Here is a 19251-nt window from a genome sequence, read left to right as displayed (position 1 = left end):
GTCAACACATTGTTATTATTATATTTTAATCGGATGGGAGCCTGCATCACAGCGGCAGCAGCGCGCCCATCAGCGTGAGAATAGCGACGAGAAAACGTCGGAAACGCTCGTCACAACGGCTGTTAAAAGAAGAAATTTGGTGGGGGTGGCGGAGAGGATGGGATTCGAACCCACGAGACCCTTTTGAGGTCTACTCCCTTAGCAGGGGAGCGCCTTCGACCACTCGGCCACCTCTCCGTTGCGGCGCTGGATAAAGAAAAGGGCCGGCACAATCAATAAGCCAGCACACGTAGAGCCCATAAAAAATGACCAATAAAGATATGACCGCGCATCTCGGCGTCGCCTAGGTCGTGATTCTGCGCGAATCCGGCGAAAAATGCTGTCCGCAAGAGACGATCGCGGGCTCATGGTTAACGAGAGCTTTCGGCCATGGGCAAAATCGTGTCATTTGTGCAACAACGCTATCCGATAGCGCCCAGGCATCGCTTTCACCGATACGTTCCTTGTTGAACCGGACAGCCCGATGGGTAATGTCGACATCGAAGAAGCGGCGCGCAGCGCATCTTTTTCAGCAAGGGGATGGGGCAGGGAACGCTGTCCTTCAGCAAAAAATACCCAGACCCGTTTTTAAACTTTTGACTGGAGGTCAGAAAATGAACATTAAGAGCCTTCTCCTCGGCTCGGCTGCGGCACTGCTCGCAGTTTCCGGTGCGCGCGCCGCCGACGCTGTCGTCGTCGCCGAGCCGGAACCCGCTGAATACGTCAAGATCTGCGACGTCTACGGCGCTGGCTACTTCTACATCCCGGGCACCGAGACCTGCCTGCGCATCGGCGGTTACATCCGTTACGACGCTGGCTTCGGTGACGTTGCTTCGCTGGATGGCGCTCGTGCAAACGACCGTCTCAATGGCAAGTCGCAGGACACCTGGAAGAAGCAGGGCCGTTTCGCGCTCAAGACCTGGACCGGTCAGGAAACCGAGCTCGGCACCCTGAAGACCTACACCGAGACCCGCTTCAACTTCGGCAACGGTGACGGTGGCGCAGTTGCCAAGAACAGCAGCTCGCTGAACTTCGCCTGGATTCAGCTCGGTGGTCTGCGCGTCGGTAAGGACGAGTCGGCTTACGACACCTTCTCGGGCTACGCCGGCAACGTCATCCAGGATACTCTGGTTCCTTACGGCGAATTCGACACCAACCTGATCAGCTACACCTTCGATGCCGGCAACGGCTTCTCGGCGATCGTGTCGCTCGAACAGGGTTCGGGTGGCTACAACACCTTCGTTAAGGACGGCGCTGGCAACTGGGTTGCTGCTACGACCAACAACACGATCGACAGCTACGTTCCGAACGTCGTTGGCGGCGTGAAGTACACCGCTGGCTGGGGTGGCATCACCGGCGTCGTCGCTTACGACTCGTCGTGGGAAGAGTGGGCTGGCAAGGTTCGCTTGGACGTGAACGCTACCGACCAGATCTCGCTGTTCGTCATGGGCGGCTACGGCACCGACGACAATGTCGCTCGCAGCTTCTACAAGCCATGGGGCGGCAACTGGGCGATCTGGGGCGGCGGCACCTACAAGTTCAACGAGAAGACCTCTTTGAACGCGCAGGTTTCGTATGACGACGCCAGCACCCTCGGTGTTGCCGTCAACGTCGCTCACCAGTTGGTTCCGGGCTTCACCGTCACGGCCGAAGTTGATTACGTCAACGAAGGTGATTACGGCAAAGCCAACTACATGGGCGGCTGGACTGGCGCTACGGACAAGAGCAGCGTCGGTGGCCTGCTCCGCTTCCAGCGCGACTTCTAAGTCTTAATAGACTTTTGGAAAAACCCGGCGGGAAACCGCCGGGTTTTTTTCATTTATGGCGTGCAGGCATCAGACAAGCCGCCAACACGGAAGCTACCGTTTCCAAAGAGGGTGAAGGCGACATACGCTTCAGGCAATCTCCATGCTTGCGTGGTTACGCCCACCGCTGTAGCCAGAACCGGAACGCAATCCGGGGCTCGTCCATGCCAAAACTCCCACCGCTTTCGCCAATTGTCGCGGCACTGCCGGCCACCGTACCCTTTGTCGGCCCCGAAGCGCAGGAGCGCGATCGCGGCAAGCCGTTCCGCGCTCGCCTGGGTGCCAATGAAAGCAGCTTTGGCCCCTCCCCGCGTGTGGTCGAACGCATGCAGGCCATTGCCGGCGACATGTGGATGTATTGCGATCCCGACAATCACGACCTCAGGCTGGCCGCGGCTGCACATCTCGGCATTTCGGCCGACAATGTCGTGGTCGGCGAAGGCATAGACGGCCTGCTTGGCTTGCTCGCACGCATGTATGTCGGGCCGAACGATCCTGTGGTGACCTCGCTCGGCGCTTATCCAACCTTCAACTTCCACGTCGCCGGCACCGGTGGCCGGCTGGTGACAGTGCCGTATGAGAATGACCACGAAAACCTCGACGGCCTTCTTGCGGCGGTAAGACGCGAAAACGCGCCATTGGTCTACCTCTCCAATCCGGACAACCCGATGGGAAGCTGGTGGGAAGCGGATGAAGTCAATCGATTCGCGGAAGCTCTCCCCGAAACCACGATGCTGATCCTGGACGAAGCCTATGGCGAACTCGGGCCAGCCTCGGCATCGCCAGTCGTCGATGTGAAGCGGCCTAATCTTATCCGCATGCGCACCTTCTCCAAGGCCTACGGGCTGGCCGGCATTCGGCTGGGCTATGCCTTTGGCGAAAAACAGGTCATCAGCGACTTCGAAAAGATCCGCAACCACTATGGCGTGAGCCGCATGGCACAGGAGGCGGGCGTCGTGGCACTTTCCGATCAGCGCTGGCTGCAGGAAGTCGTGACCAAGGTCGAGGCAGGGCGCCAGCGAATCGCAACGATCGCCCGCGACAACGGGCTAACTCCCCTGCCCTCTGCAACCAATTTCGTCACCGTCGATTGCGGCCGCGACGGCGCTTTTGCCGCCAGGATCCTGCAGTCACTGTTGTCGCGTGACGTGTTCATCCGCAAACCGATGGCAGCAGGACTGGACCGCTGCATCCGTATCAGCGTCGGTCTCGATCACGAACTCGATATCCTGGCGGAAGAATTGCCAGGTGCCGTTGCCGCGGCCAAGGGCAATTGAGACCGCGTACCGGGGTGCTTCGCGGCCTGACGCAAACGCTTAACGACTCCGGGCTTTCGGTTCCGTCACCCCGGTTGCCCGCAGTTGCCAGCGGGCGCCGTCGCTACGGAAATCCGTCAGACTGAGCGGCTCGACATCGATGAAGCGGAACCCGGTGAGCGGCGCCTGCAGGACATGCAGAATCGCCGCCCTGATGACGGCAGGGTGAGTAAACGCGATCGTGTGGCCGCCTTCAGTGCCAAGCTCGCCGAACACAAAGGCGACTCGCTCGGCAACACCTTTGAAGGTCTCGCCATTCGGTGGTGCTGCTTCAGGGTCGACCAGCCAGGCGCGCGCTTCATCTGCCTGCACGTGATGGACATCATCGAAAGCCCTGCCGCTCCAGCTACCGAAGCCCTGGTCTCGCAGCAGAGGCCTATCGATCGCCGACAATCCAAGGGCCTCGGCTGTCTGGCGGGCCCGAAGCGCCGGGCTTGTCCAGACCCGGTCGGCCGAATCCAACCGTGCCGCCAACGCAGACAGGCCGACACGTGCCTTGCCTTCGAGCGGCTCGTCCGCAGGAAAAAAGCCACGCCGGCTGGCTGCAGTCATACCGCAGCAGATCATGGTGAGACGAACGAGCATGCGGGATGACCTCATATGCCAATCAAGTGTTGCAGATGTCGTTCAGGCGCTGGTCGAAACAGATCGGCGAGGTTGCAGATACATTGAAAGGACGACGATGGGCTAGCTTAGCGTCGGCTGAAATTTTCGTCGCAGAATCACAATAGAATGCAACGCTGACGCAATCTCTCAGGCATAGTGCGCCTGCAGCTACAGACAAACGGACTGGAAAGAGACCGCATGCAGGCGTTCAACCGTGAAAGCGTGCTCTATAGGATTTTGTCGATCGCCCTGTGGCCGTTGATTTTTGCCGGCAGCATGATCGGCAGCCATTTCGCATTCGACAGCGGTCATCCCATCCTCTGGTTCAATGTCGTCTATCTGGCGACCATCGCTGTGATCGCCTTTTTCGAACGTATCATGCCTTATGAGAGAAGCTGGCTGGAGCCCGACGGCGAGACCTTCAACAATGTCGCGCACACTCTGGTCACCAAGGGCCTGACACAGATAGCAGCGGCGGTGACGACCTCGTTCCCGATGTTGTTTGCAACTTTCGCGCAGCCCGCACTGCAACATTCCTATTCATTTTGGCCGAGCGAAGCACCGATGTTCGTTCAGGCAGTTCTCGGCCTCGTCATCGCCGAATTCGGACTCTACTTCGCGCATCGCCTCAGCCACGAACGCCTGCTGCTTTGGCGTTTTCATGCCCTGCATCACAGCGTCGAGCGGCTCTGGGTGCTCAACACCGGGCGTTTCCACTTCGTCGATTCACTGATCAAGATGCTGCTTGGCCAGTTGCCGCTTTATCTGCTCGGGGCACCGCTGCCGGTGTTCCTGTGGCTCGGCGCCGCGTCGGTGTTCATCGGTCTCCTGACCCATTGCAACATCGACATGCGCACGGGCCTGCTCGACCGGATCTTCACCACGCCATGCATCCATCGCTGGCACCATTCGCGGGACCTGCGCGAAGGCAACACCAATTACTGCGAGAACATCGTTATCTGGGATCAGGTGTTCGGCACCTATCACAACCCTGCCCGTCCTTCTTCGACTGACATCGGTATCAGCGGCACGATCGACAGAAGCTTCCTCGGCCAGATCGTGCAGCCTTTTTCCAAGGCTGGTGTCCGGCGCATCCTCGGCAAGGCTCCGCGGCAGGCAGGCCAGGACAAGACTGGACGCCAGGAAACCTAACCGGGCCCGGCTTCGCCATCGGCCACCGCCCGGCGCTTCATACGTCTTTCGTCCAATTTGCTTCGAATGAAAGCCCGTACCCTTGAATTAATTGAACGTTCGTTTTATTATTTTGACTATCGGGAGAAGGCGATGGCCAGAACGACGGGCTCGGATGGCGAGAGAACAGAAGCGGCGATCCGCGAAGCGGCGCTGGTATTGATCGCACGCCATGGCTACGAGGCGGTTTCGATGCGCCAGCTGGCCGCCGAAGTGGGAGTGCAGGCTGCAGCGCTCTATCGCTACTTCCCGACCAAGGAAGACCTGCTCTACACACTGATGCAAGATCATATGACGGGGCTTCTGGCGGCCTGGCAGAGTTCGCGCCCCGAAACCGCGGAGCCGGCGACGCGTCTCGCCGCCTATGTCGAAAACCACATCGCCTTCCACATCGAGCGCCGGGCTTCGACGCATGTTTCCAACATGGAGCTGCGCAGCCTGGCGCCGGAGCGGCTGACCCACATCCTGAAGCTGCGCACGGCTTACGAAAAAGAGTTGCGCGCCATCCTGCGCGACGGAGCCGAAACAGGCATCTTTTCCGTCGACGACATTGGCCTTAGCGCGATGGCGCTGATCCAAATGATGACCGGCGTCATCGTCTGGTATCGGCCCGGCGAACGCCTGTCGATCCGCGGCGTGACCGAAACCTATCTAGCCATGACCATGCGCCTTGTCGGCGCGCCACAGCCTGCTGGGGAGCAAAGGCATGTACACGAACACGCTTAATTTCGGGCTCGGCGAAGACATTGAAGCGCTGCGCGATCTCACGCGACGCTTCGCCCAGGACAGAATCGCGCCGCTGGCGGCGGAGATCGATACGAGCAACGAGTTTCCGCCGCAGCTCTGGCCGGAGCTGGGTGCGCTCGGCCTGCTCGGCATGACGGCCGACCCGGACTATGGCGGGTCCGGCATGGGCTACCTGGCGCATGTGGTGGCGATGGAAGAAATCAGCCGCGCTTCTGCCTCGGTCGGCCTTTCCTATGGCGCCCACTCCAATCTTTGTGTCAACCAGATCAACCGTTGGGCGACATCCGCGCAAAAGGAGAAGTACCTGCCCCAGCTCTGTTCGGGCGAACATGTCGGCGCACTGGCCATGTCAGAATCCGGCTCGGGCTCGGACGTGGTATCGCTGCGTCTGCGCGCCGAAAAGAAAAACGACCGCTACGTGCTGAACGGCACCAAGATGTGGATCACCAACGGCCCCGACGCGGAGACCATGGTGGTCTATGCCAAGACCGATCCGGAGCGACATTCCCGCGGCATCACTGCCTTCCTCATCGAGCGCGGCTTCAAGGGCTTCTCGGTAGCGCAGAAACTCGACAAGCTTGGCATGCGCGGCTCTAACACCGGCGAGCTGGTGTTCGAAGATGTTGAAGTGCCCTTCGAGAACGTACTGCACGAAGAAGGACGCGGTGTTGAAGTGCTGATGTCCGGTCTCGACTATGAGCGAACCGTGCTTGCCGGCGGCCCGCTCGGCATCATGGCTGCCTGCATGGATGTCGTCCTGCCCTATGTGCATGAGCGCAAGCAGTTCGGCCAGCCGATCGGCACGTTCCAGCTCGTCCAGGGCAAGCTGGCCGACATGTATACGACAATGAACGCCTGCCGCGCGTATGTCTACGCAGTGGCCGCGGCCTGTGATCGCAAGGAGACCACGCGCAAGGATGCTGCCGGCTGCATCCTGTTCGCCGCAGAGAAAGCCACCTTGATGGCGCTTGACGCCATCCAGTTGCTGGGCGGCAATGGCTACATCAACGACTATTCGACCGGACGCCTGCTACGTGATGCCAAACTCTACGAGATCGGCGCCGGCACCAGTGAAATCCGCCGCTGGCTGATCGGTCGCGAAATGATGGCAGAAGGCATGTAGCAAGCCCACATGCGCGAATGGGTTTTTCGCGTTACGCTGCGAAGCATGCGGAGTGGAAAAATGTATCCAACAGCTCCTTGTGTTGCTGCCATCCTTTTCGGGTTGAGTTTTGGCGCAGCTATGGCGCAGGAAGCACCTGAGTGCGAGTCAGCACCAACGATTTTGGCGACCGCCGACTATTTGCTCACCCCCCCTACAGAGGCTCCTCGTTTCTGGCGTGACGTCGAAAGTGATGACGCAGCGTATCTGAAGATCCGATACGCCCCCTTGGACACAACCGAAGCCCATGCACTGATCAATTCACTTGCTCAAAGACAACACCCACCGCAACGGATCGAGGAACTAAATGTTGCTCAACTCGACGGCCCGGAACGGCGAGCTCGAGTGCAGGAACTCGAAAAGACAGGCGGTTTTAAACAAGCACTGGTCTCAATTGGCCCATCCGGACTGCGAGCCTTAATGCTCGATGATAACGGTGAATGGCTATTTCAAAAGTTGTCGCATCAGGATTGGTATGGGACTTACTTCGACAGTGCTATCTCCTCTGTCGCAGATGTTGGCGACGATATCCTGGGCAGGCTGGCCGACAAAGCCGAGCAAAAAAACCTTTGGGAGTTTGCACTCGGATTCAGCATGATGAAATCCAATCTTGCTGACTATGTAAGCCTCGTCGATCGCGTGCCGCCAGAGAAGTTACAAATCGGAATTCGTTCCAATGAAGAACAGCGAAAGATCCGAATTGAGCGCGCAGTCGGTGCAAGCAGCATGCGCATACAGCCACTGGATGTCTCGAGGCAACCTGCCGTTGTTCAAGCACTTTTTGGCAAGCAGCCGTTTCGCACTCTGATGCGGCCAGCAGGTGCGGTTATCTACAGAATCCCCGAGGCTTATCTTGTTTTGGCATTGCTCAATGGGACAGGCGATATCCGCTTGGCTGGGAAAGTTCTGCTAAGCTTGGACGCCGACCTCTCGTCCGGAAACCTGAACCCGGCGATGTCTCCAGACGAAGCAGTGGCGAGCATGATTCGCAAGCTCGATGCGCTATGGGGACGGGATGTGCGCCTGGCAAATACCAAGCTGGTAAGTGGCATTCCCGGTTCTCGGCTGGATGGCATCACTCTTCTGAATCAGGCCGTCGCGCGCAATGCGCTATCGCCAATTGCCTTGGGAAAAACCGATTCTGTACCAGAGCGCCCAGCGGAACTCGCTCCCGATTTCGACTGGGCTCGCTGGAGCCGGATCGCGGTGAAGTTACGCAAAGCCGAGCCAATTGCGCCAGAAGATAAAATAGTCGCCGCTCAATTGCTGGAAGATGCCAGTAAGCCCATACGCTCGCTTGAAGAATTACAGTCCGCCACTGATCAAAAGCAAGCTCGGGCAATTGCCCATGACCTCATGCGTCGTCTTGATCGACGCTGTCAGCACTTCTTGCGACCAACACAACCTGCACAAGAGAGCATCTTTCGCTTCGAAAACTAGCCACTCGGGCCGCCGCCAGCCAAAGAGAACAACAGCCAGATGCCGATCATCCAGTCTTCTATCTCGACCTCCTCCGAAAGCTTCCGTGCCAATGCCGAACGCATGCAGACGCTGGTCGCAGACATGTCGGAAAAGGCCGCAACGGTGCAGCGCGGTGGCTCGGAAGAGGCGCGCGCCCGCCACACAGCGCGCGGAAAACTGTTGCCGCGCGACCGGCTGGCGCAGTTGCTGGATACGGGCTCGCCCTTCCTGGAGATTGGACAGTTTGCAGCCTGGGACATGTATGACGATGCGATCTCAGCCGCCGGAATGATCGCCGGCATCGGCCGCGTCGAAGGCCGCGAGGTGATGGTGGTTGTGAACGATGCCACCGTCAAAGGCGGCACCTACTATCCGCTGACCGTGAAGAAACATCTGCGGGCGCAGGAGATCGCCCTGCAGAACAGATTGCCTTGCGTCTACCTGGTCGATTCGGGCGGTGCCAACCTGCCGAACCAGGACGAGGTGTTTCCCGACCGTGAGCACTTCGGCCGCATCTTCTACAACCAGGCCAATATGAGTGCTGCAGGCATTCCGCAGATCGCCTGCGTCATGGGCTCCTGCACCGCCGGCGGCGCCTATGTGCCGGCAATGGCGGATGAATCGATCATGGTGCGCAAACAGGCCACCATCTTCCTCGGCGGTCCGCCATTGGTGAAGGCGGCAACCGGCGAAGATGTCAGCGCCGAAGAACTTGGTGGCGCCGACCTGCACACGCGCGAAAGCGGCGTGGCCGACCACTACGCCATGGACGATGAACACGCGCTGGCGATCTGCCGCCGCATCGTGCGCAACCTCAACCGCAAGAAGCAGATCGGCCTCGACCTGCGCACGCCGATCGCCCCGCTCCACGATCCTCGCGAGATCCACGGCATCGTGCCGGCGGATCTGCGCCAGCCCTATGACGTGCGTGAGGTCATCGCGCGCATTGTCGACGGCTCGGAACTCGACGAATTCAAGCAGAACTACGGTACCACGCTGGTCACCGGCTTCGCCCATCTCCACGGCATGCCCGTCGGCATCATCGCTAACAACGGTGTGCTGTTTTCGGAAAGTGCGGTGAAGGGCGCGCATTTCATTGAACTCTGCTGCCAGCGCAAGATCCCGCTGGTGTTCCTGCAGAACATCACCGGCTTCATGGTCGGAAAGAAATACGAGGCCGGCGGCATCGCCAAGGACGGCGCCAAGCTGGTGACAGCCGTGGCAACCGCGCAGGTGCCGAAGGTGACGATGATCATCGGCGGTTCGTTCGGTGCCGGTAACTACGGCATGTGTGGCCGTGCCTACTCACCCCGCTTCCTGTGGATGTGGCCGAATGCGCGCATCTCGGTGATGGGTGGCGAGCAGGCCGCAATGGTGCTGGCACTGGTGCGGCGCGAAAATATCGAGCGCAAAGGCGGCACATGGTCGGCGGCCGAAGAGGCCGAATTCAAGCGCCCAACGCTCGAAAAATACGAACGCGAAGGCCACCCACTCTATTCCTCTGCCCGCCTGTGGGACGACGGCATCATCGATCCTGCAAGGTCACGCGAAGTGTTGGCGCTGTCCCTGTCGGCCGCACTCAACGCGCCGATCGATGATACCAAGTTCGGCGTGTTCAGGATGTGACGCTGTGCCGTTACTCTATACAAGGCTGACACACACAAAGATCGTCTACTGGATCAAAGAATTCAGTTGGCCGAAAAGAATAATTTCATCTACTCATTCCCTCGTTCCATACAGGATACGTGGGGGAAAAATTGAAACAGCTTCATCTCTTGAATATATCCTCTCTCGCATTTGCACTTCTTGCTGCTTCAGCAAACATAACAACCGCCGGATCATTGACCGGAAGCGAAGGAGACAAACGCTTTCCACCGACGATGTCGGGCAATGCGAAAGATCCCTGTACCAAGGCCTGGAACGGCTATGTGGCAGCCAGTGGTCATTCGGCCTACGCCACCACGCCCTATTCGAGGGTGGTAGATCTCTACATGATCTGCGGCACCTCACTGAATGCGAAGACACAGGAAGTCGCAGAAAAAAAGGCCCTGGAATCCTGCGTCCGCACGCGCGAACACTACAAGGTCAGGAACGGTGGCCGCTGCGAAATCGCTGCCTCGAAATAAGCGGTTCCGACAAACCAATCTCTAACGGAAAAACATTCGGCTCTGCGCTGGCTTCGTCATCGCAGAGTGGCTGGCGCATTCTTATTCGGCCACATTCCACCCCAGTCGCGAAACAGCGGAGGAAATCATGCAATTCCATCGCGGCCGCCTGATTGACCATATCCACCTGAGGGCAGCCGACCTCGAGGTGACGAAGCGCTTTTATCGCGCGGTTCTCGCCGCCATCGGTCGGACCGATTCCATTCATGAGGGCGATACATTCTTTTCAGCCGACGAATTGTGGATCGATGCCGCGAGCGGGCAGACATCCCGTGTGCATCTCGCCTTCCAGGTCCCGGACCGGGAAACCGTGGCCAAGTTCCACGAGGCCGGGCTGGCAGCCGGAGGCAAGAACAATGGCGGTCCGGGTGAACGCAGCTATCATCCGGGCTACTACGCCGCCTTCCTTTTTGATCCGGACGGCAACAACATCGAGGCGGTCTTCCATGGCCCGTTCGAGCGTTCCGCGTCCTCTGTGGTGATCACGCCGAAGTAGATGCGAGTGGAAGCAGAAATGCCCAAGACAGGTTTCGTCGAGACGGATTTCGTAAGGGACAGCTTTGTGCAAGCGCACGCCGGTGCTTCGCGAAAACCACAAGGGTTCAATTCGTTGCTGGTGGAGTTCGCGAAGAACGGTTGAGCCGTTTTTTCGCCGATGGAGGCCCTGATGTTCTCAAAGATTCTGATCGCCAACCGTGGCGAGATCGCATGCCGCGTCATCCGAACGGCGCGTCGGCTGGGGGTGACCACCGTTGCGGTCTATTCCGATGCTGACGCGGCCTCGCTGCATGTCGCCATGGCGGACGAGGCCGTGCATATCGGCGCTTCTCCAGTCGGCGAAAGCTACCTCAAAGCAGATCGCATCATCGCGGCGGCAAAACGGACCGGCGCCCAGGCCATCCACCCGGGCTACGGCTTCCTCTCGGAAAACCCTGGCTTCGTCGACCAGGTGACCGCCGCCGGCCTGATCTTCATCGGCCCATCGGCCGATTCCATTCGCGCCATGGGCCTCAAGGATGCCGCCAAGCGGCTGATGGAAAAGGCTGGCGTGCCTGTGGTACCCGGCTATCACGGCGAGGCACAGGACATCGTGCTGCTCGCCACCAAGGCGCGCGAGATCGGTTATCCCGTGCTGATCAAGGCGCGCGCCGGCGGCGGCGGCAAGGGCATGCGTCGCGTCGACAATCCCGACGACTTCTCGGAAGCGCTTTCCGGCGCCCGGCGGGAGGCCAAGGCGGCCTTCGGTGACGATCGCGTGCTGGTGGAGAAGTATGTCGACAAGCCGCGCCACATCGAAGTGCAGGTATTCGGCGACAATTTCGGCAACGCGGTGCATCTCTATGAACGCGACTGCTCCGCGCAGCGCCGTCACCAGAAGGTTATCGAGGAGGCGCCTGCTCCTGGAATGACACCCGCCTTGCGCAAGGCGATGACGGAGGCTGCGGTCAAGGCCGCCAAGGCAATCCGATACTCCGGCGCCGGCACCATCGAGTTCATCGTCGACGCGTCACAAGGACTCAAGGCCGATCGCTTCTGGTTCATGGAGATGAACACGCGCCTGCAGGTGGAACATCCGGTGACGGAAATGATCACTGGTGTCGATCTCGTCGAATGGCAGTTGCGCGTGGCCGCTGGCGAGAAATTGCCGAAGACACAGGACGAGATCGCGCTTTCAGGACACGCCTTCGAGGCAAGGCTCTATGCGGAAGACGCCACCAAAGGCTTCCTGCCCGCAATCGGCACACTGCACCATCTCCGCTTCCCGCAACGGGCGCCCGCGGGAACCACAATGCGCATCGAGACAGGCGTGCGCCAAGGCGATGCCATCTCGCCCTACTACGACCCGATGATCGCCAAGCTCGTCGTGCACGGAAACGACCGCGCAACGGCACTTTCCGCGCTGGAAGCGATGCTGACGGAAACGGAAATCGCCGGTTCGGTCACCAACACGGCCTTTCTGGCCACCCTTGCCGCCGATCCGGACTTTGCCGCCGGTGACGTCGATACCGGCCTGATCGGTCGCAAGCAGGAAGCCCTGACCACCATTCCGGTCGCCGGCGACGAGATTGTCGCGACAGCGGCACTTGCCGCCGCCGATGTGGCGGAGAACCGGGATCCATCCAACCCGTGGGCATCGCTTATCGGCTATGCCCATTTCCATGCCGGTGCCCGCAACATCGCATTGAAGTCAGGCGAAAACACCATCACGGCCCGGATCACGGCGCGTTCGGATGGCGGTTTTGACGTGGCGACGGAGCACGGCACCCACGCGCTTCGCGCCGGTGGCGGCAAACGGCTTGCGCGCTGGCCGGAGCATGTCACCGTCTTCTCCGGTGCCGCCGGCTACAATTTCGGCGTGCCGGACCCGCTGGCCAAAGCCGACGATGCCGGCGCAGGCGCCGGCAATCTGCGCGCTCCGATGCCCGGCCTGGTCAAGGTGGTCCGCGCTGGCGCCGGCGAAGCCGTGGTCAAAGGACAGCCGCTGCTGATCCTGGAGGCCATGAAGATGGAGCACACGATCGCCGCTCCCCATGACGGCATCATCGCAGAGATCGCTGCCGAGGGTGCGCAGGTCACCGATGGCACCGTGCTTGTGAAGTTCGTCGAAGCCGACGCCTGAGCGGCAGCACCCAACAAGCCCTCACAAAAAGAATGGCCGGGACAAGCCCGGCCATTTTTTTGAGATCGGCTCGTAGAGCTTAGTCCAGCTTGATCGGCGCGTATTTGCCGTCGTGCCACTGGTTGATGTCGAACTTCGGATCCTTGATGTCACCCTTCTCGTCCAGGGTGATTTCACCAACCACCGTATTGATCGGCTTGCCATCCTTCAGAGCCGCCGCCACCTTGGCCGGATCTTCCGAACCGGCGCGCTCGATGCCCTGGGCAACCGCCTGGATGACGCCGTAAGAGAACAGCGTGAAGCCTTCCGGCGAGAAACCGCCGGCCTTGATCTTTTCGACGGCTTCCTTGGCTTCAGGCTTGGCCTGCGGATCGGATGGGAACACGAACATCGTGCCTTCGCCAGCCGGGCCGGCGATCTGCCAGAACTCCGGATTGGAAAGGCTGTCGGGCATGATCAGCTGGAAATCGAAGTTTTGTTCCTTGGCCTGACGTTTGATCAAACCACCTTCCGGATGATAACCGCCGAAATAGACGACATCGGCCTTCAGTTCCTTGAGCTTTGTGACCAGCGCCGAATAGTCCTTCTCGCCGGCATTGATGCCTTCGTAGGCGATCTCCTTCAGGCCACCCTCGTTCATGGTCTTCTTGACCGCGTCCGCAGCGCCCTGGCCGTAGGCGCTCTTGTCGTGCAGCAGGACGACATTCTTGCCGGCATATTTCTTGGCGATCCAAGGACCGACGAAGTTGCCGCCGGCGTCGTCACGGATGTAGAGGCGCAGGATCGTCGGCCAACCCTTCTTGAAGGCAGCTTCCGTCAGTTCCGGATTGGAGGAAGCCGGCGTGATCATGACGATGCCGTTCTCGGCATAGATGGCGGACGCCGGAATGGTGGAACCCGAACAGGCGTGACCGTCAACGAACTTGATGCCGGCAGCAGCGATGCGGTTGGCGACCGAGACGGCCTGTTTGGGATCACAAGCGTCGTCCTCCACGACGATCTTGATCTTCTTGCCGCCGATGCCACCCTTTTCGTTGATTGCCGCGGCAGCGGCGTTGGCGCCCTGCTTGAACTGATCGCCGATCGGAGCGAGTTGGCCGGTCATCGGACCGACCACCGCGATGGAAATATCTTCAGCGTAGGCCGCCGACGCGCTGAGCGCCGTGGCGAACAGGGCTGCGCCCAGGAATTTTGCTGATTTCAACTCAAAGCCTCCCATTGCTTTGCGCAAGCCCTCCCGGCTGCGCTTGCGTGCAATGGGCGCAAAAATTTGCTTTTCGTCAAGCCCATCAGGGCGGCATTGCATGTGTCCGGTTAATGCAACGATCAATTCCTGTGATCTAAACCAGCCATCCCCGTCTCACCGAAGTATCGAATGGCCGGAACTACCCGGCCATTCTGAGCAAACAACTGCCTTTCGGAGAAATCAGTCCTGCTTGATCGGCGCGTACTTGCCGTCATGCCACTGGTTGATGTCGTACTTGGCGTTCTTCAGGTCACCCTTCTCGTCGAACACCACCTCGCCCACGACGGTGTTGATCGGCTTGCCGTCCTTCAGCGCGGCGGCAACCTTGGCCGGATCATCGCTGCCTGCCCGCTTGACGCCCTCGGCGAAGGCCTGGATCGTTGCGTAGGAGAACAGTGTGAAGCCCTCCGGTGCGAAACCCTTGGCCTTGATCTTCTCGACGGCTTCCTTGGCTTCCGGCCGCGCCTGCGGGTCAGACGGGAACACGAACATCGTGCCTTCGCCCGCCGGACCGGCAACCTGCCAGAATTCCGGGCTGGCGATCGAATCCGGCATGATGAGCTGGAACTTCACGTTCTGTTCGGCTGCCTGACGCAGGATCAGGCCGCCTTCAGGGTGATAGCCGCCAAAGTAGACGACGTCGGCCTTCAGTTCCTTCAGCTTGGTGACGAGTGCCGAATAATCCTTGTCGCCGGCGTTGATGCCTTCGTAAAGGACATCCTTCAGACCCGCCTCATTCATGGTTTTCCGCACGGCGTCGGCGACACCCTGGCCGTAAGCGCTCTTGTCGTGCAGGACGACAACATTCTTGCCGGCGTACTTCTTCGCGATCCAGGGACCGATAAAGGCCCCCTGAGCGTCGTCGCGGGTATAGAGGCGCATGATCGTCGACCAGCCCTTCTTGGCCGCATCGTCGGTCATTACAGGATTGGACGAGGCGGGGCTCATCATCAGGGCGCCGGCTTCCGCATAGACGGCGGAAGCGGGAATGCTCGAACCCGAGCATGCGTGGCCATCGATGAACTTCACACCGTTGCCGACAACGCGGTTGGCGACCGAAACCGCCTGCTTCGGATCACACTGATCGTCCTCGATATCGAGCTTGATCTGACGCCCATCCACGCCGCCCGCGGCGTTGATGGCTTCAGCCGCGGCTTGCGCGCCTTGCTTGAATTGATCGCCGATCGTGGCGAGCTGTCCGGTCATTGGGCCAATGACGGCAATAGAAATGTCTTCGGCGTAGGCCGCTGAAGCACTAAGGGCGGTGGCAAACAGGGCCGCACCCAGGAATCTTGTTTTCAAGTCGAACTCTCCCCTTTGTTGCGCTCTGCTTGATGGCGCAGAACCGGAATTGGGAGAAAAAGAACCCGCTCGTCAAGCCCAACCATACAGCAATGTATGGTCCATTCGTGCAGAAAAACGAAAACCGCGCCGGTCTTGTTGTGACCGGTCGCGGTTTTTCTCGTTACCTCCTTCCGCGCCTGGCTTGGTGGAGGCTTTCTTCCCTGTTGTCTGGACAATCCGGCTAACCGGTCGCCTTCTTTGGTCGTCGCCGTTGGAGCGGCGTCACCATCCCTGCCGGGACAGAAATCAGTGCGTGGTCATCCATTCGCGAGCGTCGCGCAGTGCCTGGGCAATCTCGCCCTTGGACATGGAGGACGAGAGTTCAGAGCGCCATTCGGCGGCGCGCAGCGAACCCTTGATAGCGGCAATGTTGAACCACTTGTGGGCAGCGACGACGTCGGTCTCGCAATCGCGACCGGTCGCATACATCACACCCAGTTCGAAGAGAATGTCGGACTGCGCGGTAGCGCCCATCGTGCCGACCCCTGCTTCAAGCATCTCGAAACGTGCCATTTGAAATCCCCTTGCTTGACCCTGTTGCTCCTGAAAGCCGCCGTCCGTTCTTGGTGTGGACGTGCGCTCTTCCGATGCTTCGAAGGATGCCGGGGACGCTTGAATCTGCCGTTAAATGGCTTGCTTAATTTGAGGAAAACAAAGCTAAAACAAGAAGTAAACGTGAGAAACCGTTAAGGATAGGAAGCGCCCGATTGCTGGGTTTCCGCTCAAATTCGATGAAAATTCTCGGTTCAAAAAACAAGGTTTCGCTAACCACGGCGAAGCTTCCATTTTGGTAAGAAATCGAAATCCTGCAGTTTGAAGGTCTCCCAAAGGTCAAAAATAAAACCCGCTTTCCTTCCCCAGCGGCACGGCTTTTGTTTTATCGGGGACTGGATTAGCTTACCTGAGCGTAAGGGATGGAGAGGCTGGACCCGGCGTCCAGTAGTAGCGCAAAGGGAGGAACTCGATGTTTCGCAAAGTGAGCCTGGCACTCGCTGCCACATTGATCATGTCGGGTGTGGCGCTCGCCGACCCGATCGAAGGCAATTGGAAGACGGCATCCGGCGCCACCGCGGCGATCTCGGGCGGTGGCTCGTTCTCCATCACGCTGAAGACCGGCAAGCATGCCGGCAAGACGATCGGCTCTTTCAAGGCTGCCGGCGACGGCAAATATGCCGGCACGATCACGGACCCGGACACCGACAAGACCTACAATGGCAAGGCTTCGCTCTCCGGCAGCTCGCTCAAGATGAGCGGTTGCGTGCTGGGCGGTCTGATCTGCAAGAGCCAGACCTGGACCAAGCTGTAGTCGATCAGCCTCGAATGAATAACGGCAAGGCGCTTCCGCCACGCGGAAGCGCCTTTTTCTTGTGCAGCCGACCATAGCGGCTCTCCTGCCCGCGCGAAGGGCATGCCGTTCTAATTCCCGTCAATCATTTTGAACCCTGGATGAACGGCAACCTCAGAAGAGGTTCAGCCGCGTCGATGCATTCTCACGGCATCAGAGTGTGATCCTGAACCGGTTTTCGAAAAGGATCATTCTCCAGCAAAGAGTGGGACCCCCAATGCTCGCGCGCCGCTTCACCATCGTATGCCTGCTGACGGCGCTGTTCGGAATGGGTTTTGCCATCATCGTCGCAGAGAATGCCCGCCTGGACCATGGCTGGAGCCAGATCGGCCTTCGATGCGGCATCGCCTGCTCCACGTCATCTGCCTCCGATTGATCGACAACAGACGAAATCGCCATGACCCCGTTCGCCCAAAACGCCATCGCCGTCCTGAAGCTTCTGCCGCGTGCGACGCTGATCCTGATGCTGCTGGCAGCACCGGTTCTTGCCGTACCGACGATGCGTGCCGATGCCGGTTCGACCATCGAAGCACCAGCACTCCAGAAGAAGGGGCTTGGCCTGGTTCTGCTAGTAAGCCTGCGACGCGCCTGAATTCCCAAGCTCGCGATGCATCCAAACATGCAAATCGCGAACCGTCCGTGGAGCCCCCTCCCAACTGTCATTTTCCATCTCTATAATGGGTCATGGAAAAGCGAATCTACCCACAAGCCATTGAAACCGTGGTCATGCCGGAGCCCTATGCCCGGCAATCCTTCGACGATGCCGGCAAGGCCGTCGAGGCGCTGCGTGCGCTCTATGAACGCAACACCAAATTCCTGCGCGACTCCTTCTCGGCACTGGCCGCCGGTGGCGACAACGACAAACGCTACCGCGCCTTCTATCCAGAGGTGAGCGTGGTCACGAATTCCTTCACCCAGGTGGATTCGCGTCAGGCCTATGGGCATTTGCCGACGCCTGGCCAGTTCTCGACCACGATCACCCGGCCGGACCTGTTCCAGAGCTATCTTACCGAGCAGTTGCGACTGATCATGCGCAACCATGGCGTCCCGGTGATCGTCTCGGAATCGGAGACGCCGATCCCGGTGCATTTCGCGTTCCTGGAAGGAACCTATGTCGACAGCGCCGCTGCGGAGCGTATCCGCCGGCCGATCCGCGACCTGTTCGATGTGCCGGATCTCGATGGCACCGACGACCAGATCGCCAATGGCACGTTCGAAGTGGCGCTGGGCGATCCACGTCCGCTGGCGCCGTTCACCGCGCAGCGCATCGACTACTCACTGCACCGGCTTACCCACTACACAGCGACGAGCCCGCAGCATTTCCAGAACTTCGTGCTGTTCACAAACTATCAGTTCTACATCGATGAATTCTGCGCCATGGCGCGCGACCTGATGGCGAAGGGTGGCGAGGGCTATACGGAATTTGTCGAGCCCGGCAATGTCGTTACGAAGCCCGGCGCCGCCACGCCGAGTGACGGAACTGCGCCACCACGCCTGCCACAGATGCCGGCCTATCATCTGAAGCGTGGCGACCACGGCGGCATCACCATGATCAATATCGGTGTTGGCCCTTCCAACGCCAAGACCATCACCGACCATGTCGCTGTGCTGCGCCCACATGCCTGGCTCATGCTTGGCCATTGCGCCGGCCTGCGCAACACGCAGGCGCTGGGCGACTATGTGCTGGCACATGCTTATGTGCGCGAGGACCACGTGCTGGACGACGACCTGCCGGTATGGGTGCCTGTACCGGCACTGGCCGAGGTCCAGGTGGCGTTGGAGGAAGCCGTCGCCGAAGTGACCGGGCTTTCGGGCTATGATCTGAAGCGCGTGATGCGCACGGGCACCGTTGCCACCATCGACAACCGCAACTGGGAGCTGCGCGACCAGCGTGGCCCGGTGCAGCGGCTGTCGCAGTCCCGCGCGATCGCGCTGGATATGGAATCGGCAACAATCGCGGCCAATGGCTTCCGCTTCCGCGTGCCTTACGGCACGCTGCTGTGCGTTTCCGACAAGCCGTTGCATGGCGAATTGAAACTGCCGGGTATGGCGACCGAGTTCTACAAGCGACAAGTGTCGCAGCATCTCACCATTGGCATCCGCGCCATGCAGAAGCTGGCCGAGATGCCGATGGAGCGCCTGCATTCCCGCAAGCTGCGTTCCTTCTCGGAAACAGCATTCCAATAAGAAATAGACACCGATCG

Annotated in this window: 18 protein-coding genes and 1 tRNA gene; 14 read left to right on the top strand and 5 right to left on the bottom strand. The window is 59.7% G+C overall.

Annotated elements, in window-relative coordinates:
* Positions 1-146 precede the first annotated feature (146 nt).
* Positions 147-237: transfer RNA gene (locus AC3WTO_RS03480), tRNA-Ser, on the bottom strand.
* Positions 238-653: 416 nt separating this feature from the next.
* Here AC3WTO_RS03480 and AC3WTO_RS03475 point away from each other — a divergent pair.
* Together AC3WTO_RS03475 and AC3WTO_RS03470 are read left to right on the top strand one after the other, a co-directional pair.
* A complete protein-coding gene (locus tag AC3WTO_RS03475) occupies positions 654-1805 on the top strand; it encodes a porin (RefSeq protein ID WP_492459286.1) in 1152 nt (383 codons plus the stop codon).
* A 203-nt stretch (positions 1806-2008) separates the two neighbouring features.
* A complete protein-coding gene (locus AC3WTO_RS03470; RefSeq protein ID WP_492459285.1) occupies positions 2009-3121 on the top strand; it encodes a pyridoxal phosphate-dependent aminotransferase in 1113 nt (370 codons plus the stop codon).
* A gap of 39 nt (positions 3122-3160) precedes the next feature.
* Here AC3WTO_RS03470 and AC3WTO_RS03465 read toward each other — a convergent pair whose 3' ends face one another.
* Positions 3161-3745, bottom strand: coding sequence for a histidine phosphatase family protein (locus tag AC3WTO_RS03465; RefSeq protein WP_492459284.1), 585 nt, complete (start codon positions 3743-3745; stop codon positions 3161-3163).
* Between the two features lie 219 nt (positions 3746-3964).
* Here AC3WTO_RS03465 and olsE point away from each other — a divergent pair, with 219 nt between their 5' ends.
* From olsE to AC3WTO_RS03425, 8 genes are all read left to right on the top strand, one after another.
* Positions 3965-4918 carry an ornithine lipid hydroxylase OlsE gene (olsE, locus tag AC3WTO_RS03460; RefSeq protein ID WP_492459283.1) on the top strand — a complete coding sequence of 318 codons (954 nt, stop codon included), beginning with the start codon at positions 3965-3967 and terminating at the stop codon, positions 4916-4918.
* A gap of 132 nt (positions 4919-5050) precedes the next feature.
* Positions 5051-5683 carry a TetR/AcrR family transcriptional regulator gene (locus AC3WTO_RS03455; RefSeq protein ID WP_492459282.1) on the top strand — a complete coding sequence of 211 codons (633 nt, stop codon included), beginning with the start codon at positions 5051-5053 and terminating at the stop codon, positions 5681-5683.
* Entirely contained in the window at positions 5664-6827 is a 1164-nt protein-coding gene (locus tag AC3WTO_RS03450) for an isovaleryl-CoA dehydrogenase (protein ID WP_492459281.1), read from the top strand. Before AC3WTO_RS03455 ends, AC3WTO_RS03450 begins: the two co-directional genes overlap by 20 nt.
* Before the next feature lie 60 nt (positions 6828-6887).
* Complete coding sequence (locus AC3WTO_RS03445; protein ID WP_492459280.1) at positions 6888-8306, top strand: hypothetical protein; 1419 nt, start codon at positions 6888-6890, stop codon at positions 8304-8306.
* Between the two features lie 39 nt (positions 8307-8345).
* Entirely contained in the window at positions 8346-9953 is a 1608-nt protein-coding gene (locus tag AC3WTO_RS03440) for a carboxyl transferase domain-containing protein (protein WP_492459279.1), read from the top strand.
* Positions 9954-10084: 131 nt separating this feature from the next.
* Positions 10085-10453, top strand: a complete 369-nt coding sequence (locus AC3WTO_RS03435; protein WP_492459278.1) for a hypothetical protein — start codon at positions 10085-10087, stop codon at positions 10451-10453.
* Positions 10454-10580: 127 nt separating this feature from the next.
* Positions 10581-10988, top strand: a complete 408-nt coding sequence (locus AC3WTO_RS03430) for a VOC family protein (RefSeq protein ID WP_492459277.1) — start codon at positions 10581-10583, stop codon at positions 10986-10988.
* A 171-nt stretch (positions 10989-11159) separates the two neighbouring features.
* On the top strand, positions 11160-13112 hold the full coding sequence (locus AC3WTO_RS03425; protein WP_492459276.1) for an acetyl/propionyl/methylcrotonyl-CoA carboxylase subunit alpha: 1953 nt from the start codon (positions 11160-11162) through the stop codon (positions 13110-13112).
* Positions 13113-13191: 79 nt separating this feature from the next.
* Here AC3WTO_RS03425 and AC3WTO_RS03420 read toward each other — a convergent pair whose 3' ends face one another.
* The 3 genes from AC3WTO_RS03420 to AC3WTO_RS03410 form a co-directional block, all read right to left on the bottom strand.
* Positions 13192-14316 (bottom strand): ABC transporter substrate-binding protein, encoded by a 1125-nt coding sequence (locus AC3WTO_RS03420; protein WP_492459275.1) that lies wholly within the window; start codon positions 14314-14316, stop codon positions 13192-13194.
* A 222-nt stretch (positions 14317-14538) separates the two neighbouring features.
* A complete protein-coding gene (locus tag AC3WTO_RS03415; RefSeq protein WP_492459274.1) occupies positions 14539-15660 on the bottom strand; it encodes an ABC transporter substrate-binding protein in 1122 nt (373 codons plus the stop codon).
* Between the two features lie 288 nt (positions 15661-15948).
* Positions 15949-16215, bottom strand: coding sequence for a sel1 repeat family protein (locus AC3WTO_RS03410; RefSeq protein WP_492459273.1), 267 nt, complete (start codon positions 16213-16215; stop codon positions 15949-15951).
* Between the two features lie 451 nt (positions 16216-16666).
* Between AC3WTO_RS03410 and AC3WTO_RS03405 the strand changes: the two genes are divergently transcribed.
* The 4 genes from AC3WTO_RS03405 to AC3WTO_RS03390 all read left to right on the top strand — a co-directional run bounded on the left by AC3WTO_RS03405 (position 16667) and on the right by AC3WTO_RS03390 (position 19234).
* Positions 16667-17008 (top strand): DUF2147 domain-containing protein, encoded by a 342-nt coding sequence (locus AC3WTO_RS03405; RefSeq protein WP_492459272.1) that lies wholly within the window; start codon positions 16667-16669, stop codon positions 17006-17008.
* A 256-nt stretch (positions 17009-17264) separates the two neighbouring features.
* Positions 17265-17423: a hypothetical protein gene (locus tag AC3WTO_RS03400; RefSeq protein WP_492459271.1), complete on the top strand. Its 159-nt coding sequence runs from the start codon at positions 17265-17267 to the stop codon at positions 17421-17423.
* A 21-nt stretch (positions 17424-17444) separates the two neighbouring features.
* A complete protein-coding gene (locus AC3WTO_RS03395; protein ID WP_492459270.1) occupies positions 17445-17639 on the top strand; it encodes a hypothetical protein in 195 nt (64 codons plus the stop codon).
* A gap of 134 nt (positions 17640-17773) precedes the next feature.
* Complete coding sequence (locus AC3WTO_RS03390; RefSeq protein WP_492460026.1) at positions 17774-19234, top strand: AMP nucleosidase; 1461 nt, start codon at positions 17774-17776, stop codon at positions 19232-19234.
* The last annotated feature ends 17 nt before the right edge of the window (positions 19235-19251 follow it).

It is taken from the genome of Mesorhizobium sp. EU05-FHT14A09 (assembly GCF_058790995.1).
The sequence above is the reverse complement of the archived record's forward strand: the minus strand, read 5'-3'. Positions and strand labels throughout refer to the sequence as shown.